This is a genomic window from Ensifer sp. ENS08 (assembly GCF_014852195.1).
In the GTDB taxonomy this organism is placed as follows: domain Bacteria; phylum Pseudomonadota; class Alphaproteobacteria; order Rhizobiales; family Rhizobiaceae; genus Ensifer; species Ensifer adhaerens.
Genome location: NZ_JACVBF010000008.1, coordinates 101,141 through 117,337 on the forward strand (window position 1 = coordinate 101,141; position 16,197 = coordinate 117,337).

General features: G+C 62.9%; 17 protein-coding genes. 7 read left to right on the top strand and 10 right to left on the bottom strand.

The genetic code is table 11. The annotated features are described in order from the left end of the window. The first annotated feature begins 106 nt into the window (after positions 1–106). Positions 107–1,048, top strand: coding sequence for a LysR family transcriptional regulator (locus tag IB272_RS18955; protein WP_034801727.1), 942 nt, complete (start codon positions 107–109; stop codon positions 1,046–1,048). Here the strand turns inward: IB272_RS18955 and IB272_RS18960 are convergent. From IB272_RS18960 to IB272_RS18985, 6 genes are all read right to left on the bottom strand, one after another. Further along, entirely contained in the window at positions 1,041–1,922 is an 882-nt protein-coding gene (locus IB272_RS18960; RefSeq protein WP_192444654.1) for a sugar phosphate isomerase/epimerase, read from the bottom strand. The two genes, IB272_RS18955 and IB272_RS18960, sit on opposite strands and share 8 nt — an antisense overlap. Continuing rightward, entirely contained in the window at positions 1,922–3,127 is a 1,206-nt protein-coding gene (locus IB272_RS18965; protein ID WP_034801729.1) for an FAD-dependent oxidoreductase, read from the bottom strand. The genes IB272_RS18960 and IB272_RS18965 overlap by 1 nt, the downstream gene beginning before the upstream one ends. A gap of 222 nt (positions 3,128–3,349) precedes the next feature. Further along, on the bottom strand, positions 3,350–4,294 hold the full coding sequence (locus IB272_RS18970; RefSeq protein ID WP_060529331.1) for a substrate-binding domain-containing protein: 945 nt from the start codon (positions 4,292–4,294) through the stop codon (positions 3,350–3,352). 79 nt (positions 4,295–4,373) lie between these two features. Next, positions 4,374–4,685: a MocE family 2Fe-2S type ferredoxin gene (locus tag IB272_RS18975; RefSeq protein WP_034801776.1), complete on the bottom strand. Its 312-nt coding sequence runs from the start codon at positions 4,683–4,685 to the stop codon at positions 4,374–4,376. An 8-nt stretch (positions 4,686–4,693) separates the two neighbouring features. Then, positions 4,694–5,728 carry a sterol desaturase family protein gene (locus tag IB272_RS18980; RefSeq protein ID WP_060584590.1) on the bottom strand — a complete coding sequence of 345 codons (1,035 nt, stop codon included), beginning with the start codon at positions 5,726–5,728 and terminating at the stop codon, positions 4,694–4,696. Between the two features lie 146 nt (positions 5,729–5,874). Further along, on the bottom strand, positions 5,875–6,876 hold the full coding sequence (locus tag IB272_RS18985) for a LacI family DNA-binding transcriptional regulator (protein WP_192444655.1): 1,002 nt from the start codon (positions 6,874–6,876) through the stop codon (positions 5,875–5,877). Positions 6,877–7,026: 150 nt separating this feature from the next. Here IB272_RS18985 and IB272_RS18990 point away from each other — a divergent pair, with 150 nt between their 5' ends. Then, positions 7,027–7,752: a glutathione S-transferase gene (locus tag IB272_RS18990; protein ID WP_060521853.1), complete on the top strand. Its 726-nt coding sequence runs from the start codon at positions 7,027–7,029 to the stop codon at positions 7,750–7,752. A gap of 12 nt (positions 7,753–7,764) precedes the next feature. Here IB272_RS18990 and IB272_RS18995 read toward each other — a convergent pair whose 3' ends face one another. Together IB272_RS18995 and IB272_RS19000 are read right to left on the bottom strand one after the other, a co-directional pair. After that, the gene (locus tag IB272_RS18995; RefSeq protein WP_060521852.1) at positions 7,765–8,007 is read right to left on the bottom strand and encodes a hypothetical protein; all 243 of its coding nucleotides are present in this window, start codon (positions 8,005–8,007) and stop codon (positions 7,765–7,767) included. 150 nt (positions 8,008–8,157) lie between these two features. Beyond that, positions 8,158–9,117 carry an MBL fold metallo-hydrolase gene (locus IB272_RS19000; RefSeq protein WP_192444657.1) on the bottom strand — a complete coding sequence of 320 codons (960 nt, stop codon included), beginning with the start codon at positions 9,115–9,117 and terminating at the stop codon, positions 8,158–8,160. A gap of 91 nt (positions 9,118–9,208) precedes the next feature. Between IB272_RS19000 and IB272_RS19005 the strand changes: the two genes are divergently transcribed. After that, on the top strand, positions 9,209–10,120 hold the full coding sequence (locus IB272_RS19005) for a LysR family transcriptional regulator (RefSeq protein WP_060584594.1): 912 nt from the start codon (positions 9,209–9,211) through the stop codon (positions 10,118–10,120). Between the two features lie 65 nt (positions 10,121–10,185). On the opposite strand, the gene IB272_RS19010 is transcribed toward IB272_RS19005, so the two are convergent. Both IB272_RS19010 and IB272_RS19015 read right to left on the bottom strand, forming a co-directional pair. Then, positions 10,186–10,566, bottom strand: a complete 381-nt coding sequence (locus tag IB272_RS19010; RefSeq protein WP_034801745.1) for a DUF427 domain-containing protein — start codon at positions 10,564–10,566, stop codon at positions 10,186–10,188. A 78-nt stretch (positions 10,567–10,644) separates the two neighbouring features. Further along, positions 10,645–11,403, bottom strand: coding sequence for a DUF599 family protein (locus tag IB272_RS19015; RefSeq protein WP_089042904.1), 759 nt, complete (start codon positions 11,401–11,403; stop codon positions 10,645–10,647). A gap of 194 nt (positions 11,404–11,597) precedes the next feature. Here IB272_RS19015 and IB272_RS19020 point away from each other — a divergent pair, with 194 nt between their 5' ends. The 4 genes from IB272_RS19020 (at position 11,598) to IB272_RS19035 (ending at position 16,082) form a co-directional block, all read left to right on the top strand. Beyond that, positions 11,598–12,281, top strand: coding sequence for a GntR family transcriptional regulator (locus IB272_RS19020; protein ID WP_034801749.1), 684 nt, complete (start codon positions 11,598–11,600; stop codon positions 12,279–12,281). Continuing rightward, a complete protein-coding gene (locus tag IB272_RS19025; protein ID WP_112977094.1) occupies positions 12,278–13,723 on the top strand; it encodes an aldehyde dehydrogenase family protein in 1,446 nt (481 codons plus the stop codon). Before IB272_RS19020 ends, IB272_RS19025 begins: the two co-directional genes overlap by 4 nt. Before the next feature lie 80 nt (positions 13,724–13,803). Further along, positions 13,804–14,550 carry a glucose 1-dehydrogenase gene (locus tag IB272_RS19030; RefSeq protein WP_060521846.1) on the top strand — a complete coding sequence of 249 codons (747 nt, stop codon included), beginning with the start codon at positions 13,804–13,806 and terminating at the stop codon, positions 14,548–14,550. Positions 14,551–14,606: 56 nt separating this feature from the next. Then, on the top strand, positions 14,607–16,082 hold the full coding sequence (locus IB272_RS19035; RefSeq protein WP_090296512.1) for an ABC transporter substrate-binding protein: 1,476 nt from the start codon (positions 14,607–14,609) through the stop codon (positions 16,080–16,082). Positions 16,083–16,197 lie beyond the last annotated feature (115 nt).

The following is a 16,197-nucleotide window of genomic DNA, read 5'->3' on the forward strand; positions in this document are numbered from 1 at the left end:
GGTTACCTATGATACCTTGACGGTATAGTATGGCAAAGATTACGCGCATTCATGCGCTTGCCGCACTGCAACATACCGCAACGGTAGGAAAATGGGGGCTGTAACATTGGATCTGCGCCAGCTTCGCTACTTCGTCGCCGTCGCCCGCGAGCGCAACTTCACCCGCGCTGCCGAGCAGCTGCACATCGCCCAGCCGCCCTTGAGCCGGCAGATCCAGCTTCTTGAGGAAGAACTGGGCGTGCCGCTGATCATCCGCAAGAGCCGGCCGGTGCGGCTGACGGAAGCGGGGCGATTGTTTTACGAACAATCGCTGCAAGTGCTCGGCCGGGTGGAACAGATGGTAGAGGCGACCCGCCGCGTCGGTCTCAACCAGAACCGCGTGCTGTCGATCGGCTTCGTCGCGTCCACGCTCTATGGCGGGCTGCCGACGCTGGTGCGCAAGCTCAGGCAGAACGCGCCGGAACTCGATATCCGGCTGTTGGAGATGGTGTCGGTGCAGCAGATCGCGGCGCTGAAGGAAGGCCGGATCGATGTCGGCTTCGGGCGGCTGCATCACAACGATCCCAATGTCGCCGGCATCCTCATGCGGGAAGAGCGCCTCGCCTTGGCGATACCGCAGGGCACGCCGTTTGCCGATGACACATCTCCGCTTCCGTTGAGTGCGGTTGCCGGGCAAAAACTGATCGTCTACCCGAAGGAACCGCGCCCGAGCTATGCCGATCACGTGTTGAGCCTGCTCCACGCGCAGGATGTGCGCCCGGCCGAGGTGCATGAGGTGCGTGAGATCCAGAGTGCGCTTGGCCTCGTCGCCTCGGATGCCGGACTTTGTATCGTCCCGTCCTCTGCGCGTCAGGTCCGCTCCGATCTGCACTATCGCATGATCGAGGGCGAGCGGGCGACCTCACCCGTCATCCTCAACCATCGGGTCGGCGACAATTCCCGTTACATCGAGCTGATCAAGGCGCTGATCGTGGAAATGTATGCGGAAAACCCGCCCTGGCTCGGCCTCGAGCACAATCTGCCGTTCCGGCCGTCCTTCGTTAAATGACGAGTTCAGGCGTCCTCAGATCCCGTGCTTCACCCGTCGGGGAATTGGCACTTTCCGCCCAGATCTCGCAGGCCATCTCGCGAAGCAAAAGCGCCTCGGCCCAGCGATCAGTCGTATCGTTACCGTCCCTGTCGGTGATGGCATAGGGCCTTGGGCCGAGTTCGCAGGTCATGACCAGCTCGGCATCGTTGGCAGCGTGGGAGCGCCAGTGCCGGAAGCCGTAGTCCCACCACTCGCGGAAGAGAGCGACCCAGGGCAGATGGTGGGGAAAGGAAAGCTCGATCTGGATCTGCTGGCAGGAGCCGATACGGCCGTGGAAGGCGCCGGCGTTGCGCAGAATGCGTTGGATCTGGGCGTGGCTTTCGTCTTCCACCGGAAAGGCGAATTCCCGGCCAACGAGATAGTGCGAGAGGTCGGCCAAGAGCGGCAGATCGGGCCGCCGGTCGAGCAGGTCGAGCGTGAAGAGGAGGTCGTTGGTGATCCGGTGACGGTGGGTTTCGATATAGACGGGAACATCCATTTCCTCAGCAAGCCTGGCCCAGCCGTCAAGCAGCGGCAGGCAATCCTCGACCCGGCGCGGGCGAACATCGGCCTGCAGATCGATGTGGCTCACCGGAAACTCCGAGGCCAGTTCCAGCGTCAGGCGCAAATCCTCGACGCTTCGAGGAAAACAGACGCCCTCGATCTTCAAGCCCGTTCCGCGGATCACGGCATTGAGGTGCTCGACATCGCGCCGATTGGTATAATGCGCGCTGATGCCGTCGAACCCGGCCTCGACGATCATTGCGATGTTCTCTTCGAGACTGTGCTCAAAGCCGTCCGCATGCCGGCGCTCCATCGCCCAGAGCGATTGAAAGACAAGCAGCTTCTGCATCAGGCGGCCCTGGCACTTTTGAGCAGCGCCTTGAGGTTCACGCTGGCGTCGGCGAGCGCTCCCGGATCGGGACTGACGCCGGCAGCAATCAGCATTTCCGAGAGCTTGATATCCTTGGCGAGACCATTGCCGAAACCGAGGCCAGCGGCGGCGACGAGACGCCCGCCATCGAGGTAGAATTCGAGTTCGCCACCATCGAGCTGGCGTGTCACGCTTTGATGGTCCGGATGGGGCAGGCCCGCCACCTGCAGGCCGAGATCGTATTGATCGGTCCAGAACCAGGGGATGGCAGAAAAAGCCTCCTTGCCGCCGGCCATGTTGAGGGCCGCGACCTCGGCCTGGGTGCGTGCATTGCGCCAGCTTTCGAAGCGCACATACCCGCCACCCGGCTGGGCCACGGCGGCGCAATCGCCTGATGCATAGATGTTCGGATCGCTGGTGCGCAGATAGCCATCCGTCAGGATACCGTTGCCGACGGCAAGCCCCGCCGCCTCCGCGAGTGCTGTATCCGGCTGGACACCGATGGCGGCGACGGCGATATCGGCCGGCACCGGAGTGCCGTCGGAAAGAACAACCGCATCACCGGTGATTTCGGCGATCCCCTGCCCCAGATGGAAGGTGACGCCCTCATCCTGATGCCGGGCATGAAGCTTCGCGGCAAAACGCGGCGGCACCGCGCGACCGAGCGGCTTCGGCGCCATTTCGATAACGCTAACCATGATGCCCTTGCCGCGCAGCACCGCCGCAAGCTCCATGCCGATCAGTCCACCGCCGATGATCGCAACGTGTCTGCCGGCTTCGGCACGGGCGAAGATCGCCGCCGCATTGGCGTAGGTGCGGAAATCCAGTGCGCGCTCGGCCCCTATGCAAGCGAGGCGCCTCGGACGGGCGCCGGTGGCGAGCAACAGCTTGTCATAGGTGAGCGTCCGGCCATCGCTCAAGGTGACGGAGCGGTCACCGGCATCCAGTCGGGATGCAGAAACACCTTGCCGGTAGTCGATACCGGCGGCCTCCAGCGCCTCAGCGCCGCAGATCGGCTTCATCTGTACGGCGCCATTGAGCGGCTTCGACAACGGTGGCCGCTCATAGGGCAGATGCGGTTCCGTGCCGATGAGCGTGACGCTGCCGGCAAAGCCAGTTTCACGCAGGGCAAAGGCCGCGCGCGTGCCGGATTCCCCGGCGCCGATTATGACGATGCGATCCATGGCTTGCTCCGTAGATCATGCGTTGACGTGCGGGGCGGTCGCAAAACCGCACGCAAGATTTGTCAGCCCGTTCAAAAAGGTGGCCGGCGCAGGCAGGAGAAGTGCGCCGGCCCACAGCGCCGCGCATCCGTTCAGACGCGCAAAGGTCGCTGTAAAACTCTGAATTCCTGCATGTTTCTGTGCTTCAATCGGCGACGATTAAGGAAACATGCAGGAGGAGGATCAGTTGCGCGCCGCGTAATCGGCCATGTTTTTCGGCGTAACGAGCTCGAAGGGAACCCAGACGTTCTTTTTGACGCTTTCACCGCGCACCAGCGAGACGGCCGTGTCGACGGCGCTAGCCGATTGCCCCTTGGCGTTCTGGAATACGGTTGCGTCGAGGTCGCCGGCGGCCATGGCGGCAAGCCCGTCCTGGGTCGCGTCGATGCCAACGACGATCACGTCGTCCATCGATACACCGGCGGCCTTCAGCGCCTGGATGGCGCCGATCGCCATTTCGTCATTGTTGGCAAAGACCACGTCGATCGGCTGTCCGGCGGTGATCCAGTTGGTGGTGAGATCCATCGCATTGGTGCGCGTCCAGGCGGCCGACTGCTCGTCGGCAATCGTCGCACCCTTGCAGTCGCCGGCAGCGAGCGTTTCCTTGAACGCCGAGGTGCGGTCGCGCGAGGCCTGGTGAGCAAGGTCTCCCATCAGGATATAGACCTGCGCATCACTGGCCTTGCCCTTTTCCTTCAGCAGCGAACAGGCAGCTTCCGCACCCAATCTGCCGGAGTCCGTTTCTTTCGAGCCGACATAGGCCTGCTTTTCCGGCAGCTTGCCGAGGTTATCCGGCTCTAGATTGAGATAGACGAGCGGAATACCGGCCTTCTCAGCGGCTTCGCTGATGCCGGGGGCGGCCGAGGTATCCGTCAGCGTCATGATGATCGCGTCGACGCCGCCCGCGATGAAATTGTTCACCTGGTTGAGCTGCTTGGAGATGTCGGTCTGTGCGTCTTCGATCTGAACGGTGGCGCCGTTGACTTCGGCAGCGCGGGCATTGATGCCCTCACGCAGCAGCGTCTGGAAGTTGTTGTCGAAGCTCTGCATCGAGACGCCGATCGTCTCCGCCGAGGCAGCACTTCCCATCAAGGCGGCAAGCGCAGCCGCCAGGTACATGGATTTCATGATTTCCTCCCGAGGGTGCCGGATCACCCGATCGCATTCCGGAGGCCCGATGGGCCTGATCAATGCTTGCGTGGTGGCCTTAGCCGAGCGCCACACGAACCTCGCCGTCGACGATTTCGGCGGGATAGGTCTTGAGATTCTCGCAGGCCGGAAGCCTGATGGCTTCACCGGTGCGATAATCGAAGGCGCCGGAATGCTTGGGACATTCCACCTCGTAGTCCATGACGAGGCCATCAGCGAGGTGAACGGCCTCGTGGGTGCAGAGCCCGGCGGTGCAATAGACGCTATCGTCGGGACCGCGGTAGACGGCGTAGGTTCGGCCGCCATGGTCGAAGCGGATCGCCCCTTCCTGTTCGATATCGTCCAGCTTGCAGGCTGGTACCCAGGTGATCACGTTGCTCATTCTGCTGCCTCCCCGATGGTGTTGCGTGCCTTGCGGGCTGCGAGTTTTTCCTTGCGTTTGCGGTAGCGCTCCTGCATCCGCGCCTCGCCCTCCTTGGAGCCGTCGTGCCAGGTGCCGAACCAGCGATCGAGCGGGATCAGGGCGTCGCCGTAATTCACCTCGAAATACTTGTGGTGCAGGTAATGCGCATAGGCGTGGCTATCGACGAGCGTCTCTTCACCGACCTCGACCTTGTCGAAGCCGACATGGCCGGGAATGGCACCGAAGCCCGCGTAGTGCAGCTGGTAAAGCATCAGGATCGGGTTGGACGGCAGGATCAGGTGATAGAAGGCGGTGGCGAAGTAGAGCAGGTGCTCGACCGGATGCATCGACAGCGACGACCAGGGCGACGGGTTCACCGAATTGTGGTGGACCGAATGCACCCACTTGTAGAGCAGCGGCGTGTGGATGAGCCGGTGGATGCAGAAGAAATGGAACTCGTGGATAACAGGCACCACCAATGCGACGAGCGCGAGCGTCCAGGGATTGTCCGCGAAGCTCAGCCACGGCGCATAGCCATTGGCGTAGGCCCAGAGCATGGCGACTTCGACGGCGGTCCAGATCGTCACGCCTGAGAGGAACGTGCGCAGGATGTTGTCGAGATTCTGGCTTTCGAACCAGAAGGCTTTGCTCTTCTGCTCGGCCGGAAACTTGCCGTTGTACTTGAACCGGTTTTCCTGCCGTTTCAGCACATAGAGATGCAGCTCGAAAGCGCCGTAGAAGAAGAAGACGCAAACCGCGTTGACCGCATAGAGCCAGGCGATCCAGCCGACGCTCAAGCTCTGCATCGCCTCGACCGGCGGGATCACCCAGGCCCAATAGACGACGGCCGACGCCGCGAAGATCGCATTCCAAGGAAAGAAGTAATGCGGCAGCCACTTGACGAGCGCCAGCAGTTTTGGCGGGAAGGCAAACAGCGGCGCCGTTTCGATCGGCTCGTTCGGCGCCCAGTCGCCGCGCTTGTTGCGGGTTCCATATTTCAGATCGTCCATGGCGCTCTCCTCCCGGCGGACCGCATGCGCTCCGCCCTAAATCCTTCGAAGGAGGTTGCTTTCCGGGTCTGTCGGAGCGCCTCCTTCTTGATAAAAATCTAGCAGGAGGCGGTCGGAACGGCGAAAGCTTGTTTGATCAAATCAGATCAAAGGCTTTCGGCTGTGATGGTAATGAAGCGAATGGGGGCGGTGTCCGGCTCCATCTCGGAAAGCCCGATCCGCCGCAGCATCAGGTCAAGCGAGCGACGGGCCTGTGCCTCCGGCGCCTGGTCGAGCACGACGTCCATGATGCCGTCGCTAAGCGCCTTGCGGGTGTAGCCGGTCAGCTCATGGCCGACGAAGAAGATTTCGGTGCCACGCTTATGTCGGCGAAGCACGTCGATCAGGGCCGCATTCGCGCCGCCGGCATTATAGAGCCCGGCCATATCCGGATACATGTCGAGCGCCCATCGCAACGCTTCGGCGCCATAGTGCTCCTCGTCGCGGGTAAAACCCAGCCACTCGAACCGGCGGTCGCCCGGATGCCCCTCAAAATAGTCCGAGAAGCCACTGAGGCGGTCGCGATGGACCTGATAGATCGGGTGGCAGAGCGCGACGACGGGCCCCGCCTTGCGCGCCATGCGCGCGATGAAGAGTGCCGCCGTTCGTCCGGCCGCGTGATTGTCGATGCCGACGAATTCGCCCAAGTCGTGCGAGGCCCTTGTCACGACATGGACCACCGGCACGCCGCGCACGATCACGGCTTCGACAGCGGCGCTGATCAGCGGATGATTGGGCACGGCCAGGATCAATCCGGCGCGGCTAACCTCGGCTGAAAGGATGCGCCTGGCGATCTCCTCCGGCTTCATTTCCTCGGTAAAGCTGCGATGCACGACGACGAGCGGATCCAGCGTCTCGGCGATCCGCTGAAAGGCCTGCGACAGGCGGCGATAGAAGGTCGTCTCCGGCCGCACCATCAGCACATCGATGCGCAAAAGCCCGCGATGGGTCTCGGGAAGGGTTCGCGGATAATTCAGCGCGCGCGCCGCAACGACGACTTTTTCGACGAGGTCCGGGCGAACACCACCGCGGCCGTTCAAGACCCGCTCGACTGTCGCGGTACCGACGCCTGCCAGTTCAGCAATGTCGCGATAGTTCGGCTTGCTCACCTGGACTACTCCCCACCACACGTGTTCATAGCGCCTTAGCATGTGATCGCCCCTGTTCGACAGAGCAGGCGTCCGAAGTCAGGGCCTCCCCTCGCCGCCGCTGCCGCGGCGCCTATATCAACCGGGTATCGAGAATGGGATCGAGGCATCATGACCTATGAATTGTACTACTGGGACGGCATCCAGGGGCGCGGTGAATTTGTCCGACTGGCACTCGAGGACGCCGGCGCCGCTTATGTCGATGTGACGCGCGCGCCGGGCCGCGGCACCGGGGAGATGCTGAAGCTGATGGAGAGCGCCACCGAGGCGCACGTGCCATTTGCGCCGCCCTTTCTGAAAGATGGCAACCAGATCATCTCGCATGTCGCCAACATCCTCTTCTACCTCGGCCCCAAGCTCAGCCTTGCGCCTGACGGTGAGGCGCTGCAGTGGTTCGCCAATGGCCTGCAGCTCACCGTCACCGACTTAATCGCCGAAGTGCATGACACGCACCATCCGATCGCGACTTCGAAATATTATGAGGAGCAGAAGGCGGAGGCGAAGGACCGCGCATTCGAATTCGTCACCAACCGCATCCCGAAGTTTCTCGGTTATTTCGAGCGGATTCTCGCGCAAAACCCTGATGGCAGCGGCCATGCAGTCGGGAACGCCGTCACCTATGTCGACCTTTCGCTGTTCCAGGTGATCGAGGGGCTACGCTATGCCTTTGCCAAAGCGATGCGGCACTATGAGGAGGACTACCCCAATCTCATGAAACTGCACGCCTCGGTGAAAGCCCGGCCGAACATCGCCGCCTATCTCGCCTCATCGCGACGGCTGGCCTTCAATGAAGACGGCATCTTCCGCAATTACCCGGAACTGGATATCGCGCCCTGACGGAAACTCCCCTCAGGCGGCCGCCGCCTGGTGCTCCCGCAGGAACGCGGAGACGCGCCTCAAGCCTCCGCGTAGAATGCCTTCGTTGTTGGCGTAGCCGATCCTGAGATAGCCTCCCATGTCCATGGCGCTGCCCGGCGTGAACATCACGCCGGTTCGCTGTAGCAGTTGCAGGCAGAATGCCTCTGAAGTCATCGGCAGGTCGTATTTCAGAAGCGCCGTCGTGCCCGACTGCGGCTTGATCCAGGCGATCAACGGCTAAGCACCCACTCAGTCCGAGAGAATGGCGAGGTTGGTGCACCGTCTACAGCTCGGCGCAGGCCTATGCCTACATCAATGACGGCGACGGCGTCGTGACCTTCGTCCGCAACGTCATCTCGTAGACAAGGCCTAAGCTGCCACCCGCTACTCGACGTAGTTCCAGGGGACGAAGCGATAGAGCGTCTCGTCGCGCGCCACATGGCCAACACCGGGGAACGGCAGATGCGCACCGGCGACGAGGTATCGCCCATCGGCCGCATCCGCCAGCGCCACGGCACGCGTCGCTGCCGCCGCGGTGCCGTCGACGTCGAAGCTGACGAAGACGTCAGGCGTGTCGAACTGGATGTAGTCGCCGTGAATGACGTCCCCCCAGAATACGAGGCGCTGGCCGTCATCCGCTTTCAGCACGATCGCGGAATGCCCGGGCGTGTGCCCGGCGCGCAGGGTCGATCCGAGGTTCGGCAAGACGTCCGCGTCGTCGGCGAAACGCTTCACTTTTCCGGCGGCGATATAGGGGGCCAGGGCATCGTGCGCTCGCTGAAAGTCGGTCTTCTGCGCCTCGGTCAGCGCCGTCACGCCCTCCCGCTCGATCCAGTAGCGGTATTCGCGCTCGGCGAGATGGATCTCGGCATTCGGGAATTGTGCTTTGCCGTCGATGGTGAGGCCGCCCGAGTGGTCGGCGTGCACATGGGTCAGGATCACCGCGTCGACCTGGTCGGCGCGATAGCCGGAGGCCGTGAGATGCCTCAAGAGCTTGCCGGCGGCAATGCCGAGCAGGCTCCCCGACCCGGCATCGATCAGCACCAGCCGTTCGCCGTCGTTGACGAGATAGGCGTTGATCGACAGATGCGGCTCCTTGCCGAGGAAGTTTTCGTCCAGCCTGCGCTGCAGCTCGCCTTCCGGTTCGTTCTGATAGATCTTTGTCATCGGCAACGCCAAGGTGCCGTCCGACAAGGCGGTGACTTCGAACTTTCCGAAGCGGAAGCGATAGTAACCGGCATTGGCGACGGTCGATAATGGCGCGGCGGAAAAGGCGATCCGCGGTGCGAGCGGCAACAGGGCCGCGGCGGCAAGAAGGCCCAAAGCTTGTCTGCGATTGGTCATGATCGGCTCCTTCGATTGGATGCCGAGACGCTATCAATTCAACCGTCGGTCGATTATCCTGCGATCGTGGAAGTAATTGTTCCGGAAACGCATGAAATCCCCCCAATCTGCCGATCTCAACAGCCTCAGGATTTTCCTCGAGGTCGCCCGCTCAGAGAGCTTTTCCTCAGCTGCGCTTCGCCTGCACCTGCCACCGAGCACGGTCAGCCGGCGCCTGGGCGAGCTTGAGGCAGCGCTTGGCGTCGCCCTGCTGCTGCGCTCCACCCGCCGGGTCTCCTTGACCGAGGCCGGAAAGCATCTGCTGGAATCGGTCGGGGGCGCCGTCGAGCTCATCGACCGCGGCATCGCCGGCTTCCAACCGGCCGACGGTACGGCGCGCGGGCGCCTAAGGGTCGCGACGTCAGTCGCCTTTGCCCGTACCTTCCTGCCACCGATCCTGAAGCGCTATGCGGAACTCTGCCCAGAAGTCCAGGTCGACGTGCAGACCACCCACCAAAATGTCGATCTGATCGGCGAAGGCGTCGACGTGGCCTTAAGGATGGGCGAACCCGTCGACAGCGAGATGATCTACCGCAAGATCGGAACGATCGAGCAGCGCCTCTATGCCGCGCCCGCCTATTGCGCAGGATTGGCGCTGTCTTCGCCCGAGGACCTCATGCACGTCGCCCTGGTGGCACACCGGACACGCATGCGACGGGAGCTTGCCCATTGGGTGCTGTCAGACGGCAACAGGCACTTTACGCTCGAGCGCCCGCCATCGATCGTCGTCGACGATCCGGCGATCGGTGAGCGCCTGATCTCCGAAGGTCTCGGCATCGGCATGCTCAGCGACGCGCTCGCCGCTGACGGCGTCGCAGCAGGAAGACTTGTGCCGGTTCTTCCCGAATGGTTCGGGCCGCCTACGCACCTCTACTACCTCTACCACCAGCAACTGGGCGACCTGCCGAAAGTGGCGGAGTTCCTGAAAGCGGTGCGCGAGACGTTTCAGGTTCGGAGCAAGTAGCGTCGCACCGCCGCCGCTTCCAGCAACCGTCATGCGGCGACGCGCGGAGGGCCGGGCTTTCGCGCCTAGGGCCGAAGCTCTTCGATCGAATCCACCCGGTCCGGATAGAATGCCAACCGATCCCGGATGTCGGCGACCGCCTCATGCGGGTTCTCATAGCTCCAGACTGCGTTTCGCGATCGCTCGCCGCCGGATGGGATGCTGTAGTAGGACGCATCCCCCTTATAGGGGCAGTGGGACGCGTGATCCGTGCGCTCAAGCAAAGACATGTCGACATCCTCACGCGGGATGTACTGCACCGGCGGATAGGACGCCTCGCGCAAGGCGAGCGCATTGCGGGTGTCGGCAACGACGCGCCCGCCAAGCGTGACGACGACCCGCGCCGGGTTTTGCTCGATGGTGATCGGATGATCGGGGCCGGGAATCTTGATCGGTTTGTCTGACATGGGCGACCGCCTCCAGAACGTTACGGATACTAGGTGGTTACCTCGCCGGCCAATTCCAACCGGTCACGCCAAAAACCCTCAGCTGTTTGCCGCCGGAGAACGGACGGCTGTTGAGGGTTCTACCGCGGCCGCCGTCGGATGGCTCTCGTCGAGCAGCTTGCGCACCTCCATCACGCCCTTGGCCGTATCCGACCAGCTGTGTCTCCAGACGAGAAGCGCGACCGAGCCGACGATGGCGATAATAAAGGCGATCGGCCCCAGGAACCAGAGCGCGGCGGCAACGGTGAAGTAATAGGAGCGGACACCCTGGCTGAAGGATCGAAGGGCCGGATTGATCATCAGCGACAGGGCGTGGGCCCATGCGGCGATGTCGCGGGCTTCTTCGCGCGAAGGGCTCGCTCCGATCGCTGCGAGGCAATAGTTGATCTGCCGCACCGCCCAGATGAATTCGGACAGCCCGCGCAGCAAGGTCGCCATGACGAGCAGCACCTTGCATTGAAACAGCCACAACGGCTCGATCGGCGCGAACATTGCGATGATGCCCGACTGAAGGCCAATCGTCGGCTGGATGAAAAGCGCACTGCTCATGGCGACGATGACGATGAGATTGGCCGAGCCGAAGAACGAGGCCGAATTGATCGTGTGACCGAGAATGGCGGCGTCACCGATGAAGTTGGTATCCCGCGTCAGCACCTCGCGCATCCAGGCCTGCCGGACACGCACCATGTCTAGCATCAGGCTGTCTGTCCGGCGCGGCCAACCAAGCGCCATCATCGGCTCCAGTCCCACCCAGGTCACGAGGAACAGGATAATCGCAATCCAATCAAGCATCTGCACGGCCAGCCTCCCACCATAGCAGTTCCTAATAGAAGCCGCGGCGAGCGGCGCGTCAACGCGGCGGCGCAAGTCGGGACTGCCGAAGCCGACGGCGTCGCCAGTACTTGCTGACAATCCCTGGGACTTATGTGTCATCACCGGATTGACTCGGCCTGTATCCTGGATACAATTTGCCTCGATCTTGGGAGGGATCGATGAACCAATCCTTTGAATGGCGAAGCCAGTCACGCTTGCTCGACGAAGTGGCCCAGGCCCTTCGCGAACGTATTTATGCCGGCGTCTATGCGCCGGGCGCGACGCTGCGCCAGGAAAAGATCGCCGCCGAGTTCGGCATCAGCCGCACGCCGCTGCGCGAGGCGCTGCGCGTGCTCGAGCGCGACGGGCTGGTTGTCAACAAGCCGGGCAGCGGTGTCCGGGTCGCAACCGCCGACCTGCCGAAACTGCTGGATGCCTACGCGGTGCGTGAGGCGATGGATGGCGTGGCGGCCCGCAACGCCGCCGAGCGGGCGACAAATGCCGAGATCAAGGATCTGGCAAAGCAGGTGGAGCGCCAGCGCAAGACCGTCGAAAACTGGGATCCAGGCGCCTACACACAGTCCAACGTCGTCTTTCACGAGGCGATCGTTGCGGCCTCGCGCAATGCGTCGCTGGCGCCGCTCGGGCCGCTTCTGCGCATGACCTCGCAGGTTTTTGCCCCAGCCTTTTCGCTTTCGAGCGAGCGGGCGAGCACTGCGGTCGCCGAACACGGGCTGATCGTCGAGGCGATCGCCGCACGGAACCTTGATGAATCCGAGAAACTGGCCCGCGCCCACATCAACGCGACGGCCATGAGATTGAAGGCGCTGCTTGAAGAGCGCGGGACTGACAAAGAGGCATGACTGTGAAGACCTACGGCAATTTCATCGCGAACAAGTGGCAGGACGCAACGGGCGGCGAGTTCATCGCCGTCAGGGATCCTTCCAACGGCCTGGAATTTGCGCGCATCGCCCGGGGCACTCGGGACGATATCGATCTCGCCGTGCGTTCGGCACGCGCGGCACTCTCAGGTGAGTGGGGACGCCTGACGCCGACCGAGCGCGGCCGGGTGCTGACCCGGATTTCGGCCGGTGTGCTGCGCAACATCGACCTTCTGACGGAGCTCGAAGCACGCGATGTCGGCAAGCCGCTGACCCAGGCGCGCGCCGATGTCGTGGCGCTTGCGCGCTATCTCGAATTCTATGGCGGCGCCGCCGACAAGGTTCATGGCGACACCATCCCCTATCAGAACGGCTTCACCGTACTGACCGTCTACGAGCCACATGGCGTCACGGGCCATATCATCCCCTGGAACTACCCGATGCAGATCCTCGGCCGCAGCCTCGGCGCGGCCCTTGCCATGGGCAACGCCGCCGTCGTCAAGCCGGCCGAAGAGGCCTGCCTCACCATCTTGGAGTTCGCCCGCATCGCCGAAGAAGAGGGCTTGCCCTCGGGCGCGCTCAACATCGTCACCGGCTTCGGCTCGGAGGCGGGCGCAGCGCTTTCGGAACACCCCGATGTCAACCACATCTCCTTTACCGGCTCGGTCCGCACCGGCGAGATGGTGCAGGCGGCGGCGGCGAAGAACGCCGTGCCGGTGACGCTGGAACTCGGCGGCAAGTCGGCGCAGATCGTCTTTGCCGATGCGGATCTCGACCGCGCGGTCCCCTTCCTCGTCAATGCCGGCATCCAGAATGCCGGTCAGACCTGTTCGGCCTCGTCGCGCATTCTGGTTGAGCGTGCCGTCTATGAAGAAGTGGTCGCGCGGATGAGCGAACGGTACCGCGCCTTGAAGGTCGGTCCTGCTGGCAGCGATCTCTCGGTCGGCCCGGTCGTCTCGCAGCGGCAGAAGGCGATCGTCGAGGGCTTCCTTGCCGACGCCGCCAAGGATGGCCTGAAGGTCGCAGCGCAGGGCGAGATCGTCGCCGACGCGCCGGCCGAGGGCGCCTATGTCGCGCCGACGTTGCTGCGCGACGTGCCGCACCAACACCGCACGGTGCAGGAAGAGATCTTCGGCCCGGTTCAGGTGATCATGCCCTTCGACGGCGAGGAGGAAGCCATTCGACTTGCCAACGGCACCGACTATGGCCTCGTCTGCGGCGTCTGGACCAATGACGGCGGCCGGCAGTTGCGCATGGCGCGCGCCGTGCACGCCGGCCAGGTCTTCATCAACAATTACGGCGCCGGCGGCGGCGTCGAGCTGCCCTTCGGCGGCGTCAAGAAATCGGGCCATGGCCGCGAGAAGGGTTTTGAGGCCCTCTACGGCTTTGCCAGCATGAAAACCATCTCTGTCTACCACGGCTAGAGCGCGCAAAACCGCAGGCGGCGTTCCACCCGCATCGCGCTCCAACCCATGATCTAAGTCTCCTTGGGAGGAACAACAAAGTGTCACTGGAAGGTAAAGTCGCTCTCATCACCGGCGCAGGCTCCGGTTTCGGCGAAGGCATTGCCAAGCGCTTCGTCGAAGGCGGCGCCAAGGTCATCGTCGTCGATCGCGATGCTGCGGGTGCAGAGCGCGTCACCAAGCAACTCGGCAGCAATGCCATCGCCGTGGTTGCCGATATCGCCAAGGAAGCCGACGTTAACGCGGCCGTTGCGGCGGGTCTCAAGCAGTTCGGGCACGTCGATATCCTGATCAACAATGCCGGCATCGGCCACAAGCCGCAGAATGCAGAGCTGGTCGAGCCCGACGAATTCGACCGTATCCTCGGCGTCAATGTGCGCGGCGTCTACCTGATGACGCGGGCGCTGCTGGCGCACATGAAGGAAAACAAGGCGGGCGTTATCGTCAACATCGCTTCGACCGGCGCCAACCGGCCGCGTCCGAACCTTGCCTGGTACAACGCGACCAAGGGCTGGGTCGTTTCTGCCACCAAGGCGCTCGCGATCGAACTCGCGCCCTTCAACATCCGCGTTGTCGCGCTCAACCCGGTTGCCGGCGAAACGCCGCTGCTGACCACCTTCATGGGCGAGGACTCCGACGAAATCCGCAAGAAGTTCCGCGATTCCATTCCGCTCGGACGCCTGCTGAAGCCGGAAGACCTTGCGGAGGCCGCCTTCTTCGTCGCCTCGCCGCAGGCGTCGATGATCACCGGCGTGGCGCTCGACGTCGACGGCGGACGCTCGATCTGATTATTTCGACCTGATTTCCGGGACCATAAACAACGAAACCGCAAAGCGGGGGAACCATGATGAATTTGACGAAACTGGCGCTTGCCTCGTGCTTCATCGCCGCGTCGCTGACGCCGGCGATGGCCAAGGATACGATCACCGTCGGCCAGGTGCTCGAGCCGCCGGGCCTCGACCCGACCGCGGGCGCCGCCGCACCCATCCGCTACATCACCTACGGCAACCTTTTCGAAGGTCTCGTCCGGGTGGTGGAAGACGGCACGGTGAAGCCGCTGCTCGCCGAGAGCTGGACGATCTCCGACGACCAGAAGACCTACAGCTTCAAGCTCCGCCAGGGCGTCAAGTTCCATGACGGCACGGCTTTCGACTGCTCGGTGGTGAAATTCTCCTATGAGCGCGCCGTCTCGGCCGATTCCACCAATGCGCAGAAGGGCCTGTTCGAGCCGATCGAAAAGACCGAATGCCCGGATCCGGCAACCGCGGTCGTGACGCTGAAGCGCCCGGCCTCCAACTTCCTCTTCAACATGGCCTGGGGCGACGCGGTCATGATCGCGCCGTCGTCGGCCGCCGACAACAAGACCAAGCCGGTCGGTACCGGCCCGTTCAAGTTCAAGGAATGGGCGAAGGGCGACAAGGTGGTGCTGGAAAAGAACGCCGACTATTGGGGCGAACCGGCCAAGCTCAGCGAAGTGACCTTCAAGTTCATCAGTGACCCGTCGGCTGCAGCGGCCGCCGTTCTTGCCGGCAACGTCGATGCCTTCCCGATGTTCCAGGCCGCAGAACTGGTCAGCCAGTTCCAGAGCGACCCGAACCTGCAGGTCGAGGTCGGCAGCACCTCGGGCAAGGTGGTGCTTGCGCTCAACAATGCGAAGAAGCCCTTCGACGACGTGCGCGTGCGGCAGGCGCTTGCCCATGCGATCGACCGCAAGGCGCTGGTCGAAGGCACTTACTCGGGCTTCGGCACGACCATCGGCTCGCATTATTCGCCGGTCGAACCCGGTTATGTCGATCTGAACGAGACCTACCCCTATGACCCCGGCAAGGCGCAGCAACTGCTACAGGAAGCGGGCGTTCAGAACCTCGAAATCACCATCATGCTGCCGCCGCCGGCCTATGCCCGCCGCGGCGGCGAGATCATCGCGGCCATGCTCAGCGAAGTCGGCATCAAGGTGAACCTCGTTCCGATCGAGTTCGCACAATGGCTGGATCAGGTCTTCAAGAACTCGAACTTCGACGCAACGATCATCGCCCATGCGGAAGCCCGCGACCTCGATATCTATGCGCGCGACAAGTACTACTTCAACTACCAGAACCCGGAATACAAGGCGCTCTACAAGTCCTACACGCTGGCTGCGACCGAGGCCGAGCAGATGGACCTGATCGGCCAGCTCCAGCGCAAGCTCGCAGCGGACGAACCGAACGTCTTCCTCTACGCGCTGCCGAAGATCGGCGTCTGGAACAAGAAGGTGAAGGGTCTCTGGAAGAACATGCCGGTGCCGGCCGACGACCAGACCCAGACCTATTGGGAAAACTGATCGACTTTCATTGAGCGGGATGCGGACGGAAATCCGCACCCCGCTCCAGCATCTGCCCCTCGTTGGGGCGGACGCAGATCTGCCGTTGATTGACGCACCCGGCGCCGGTCAACGC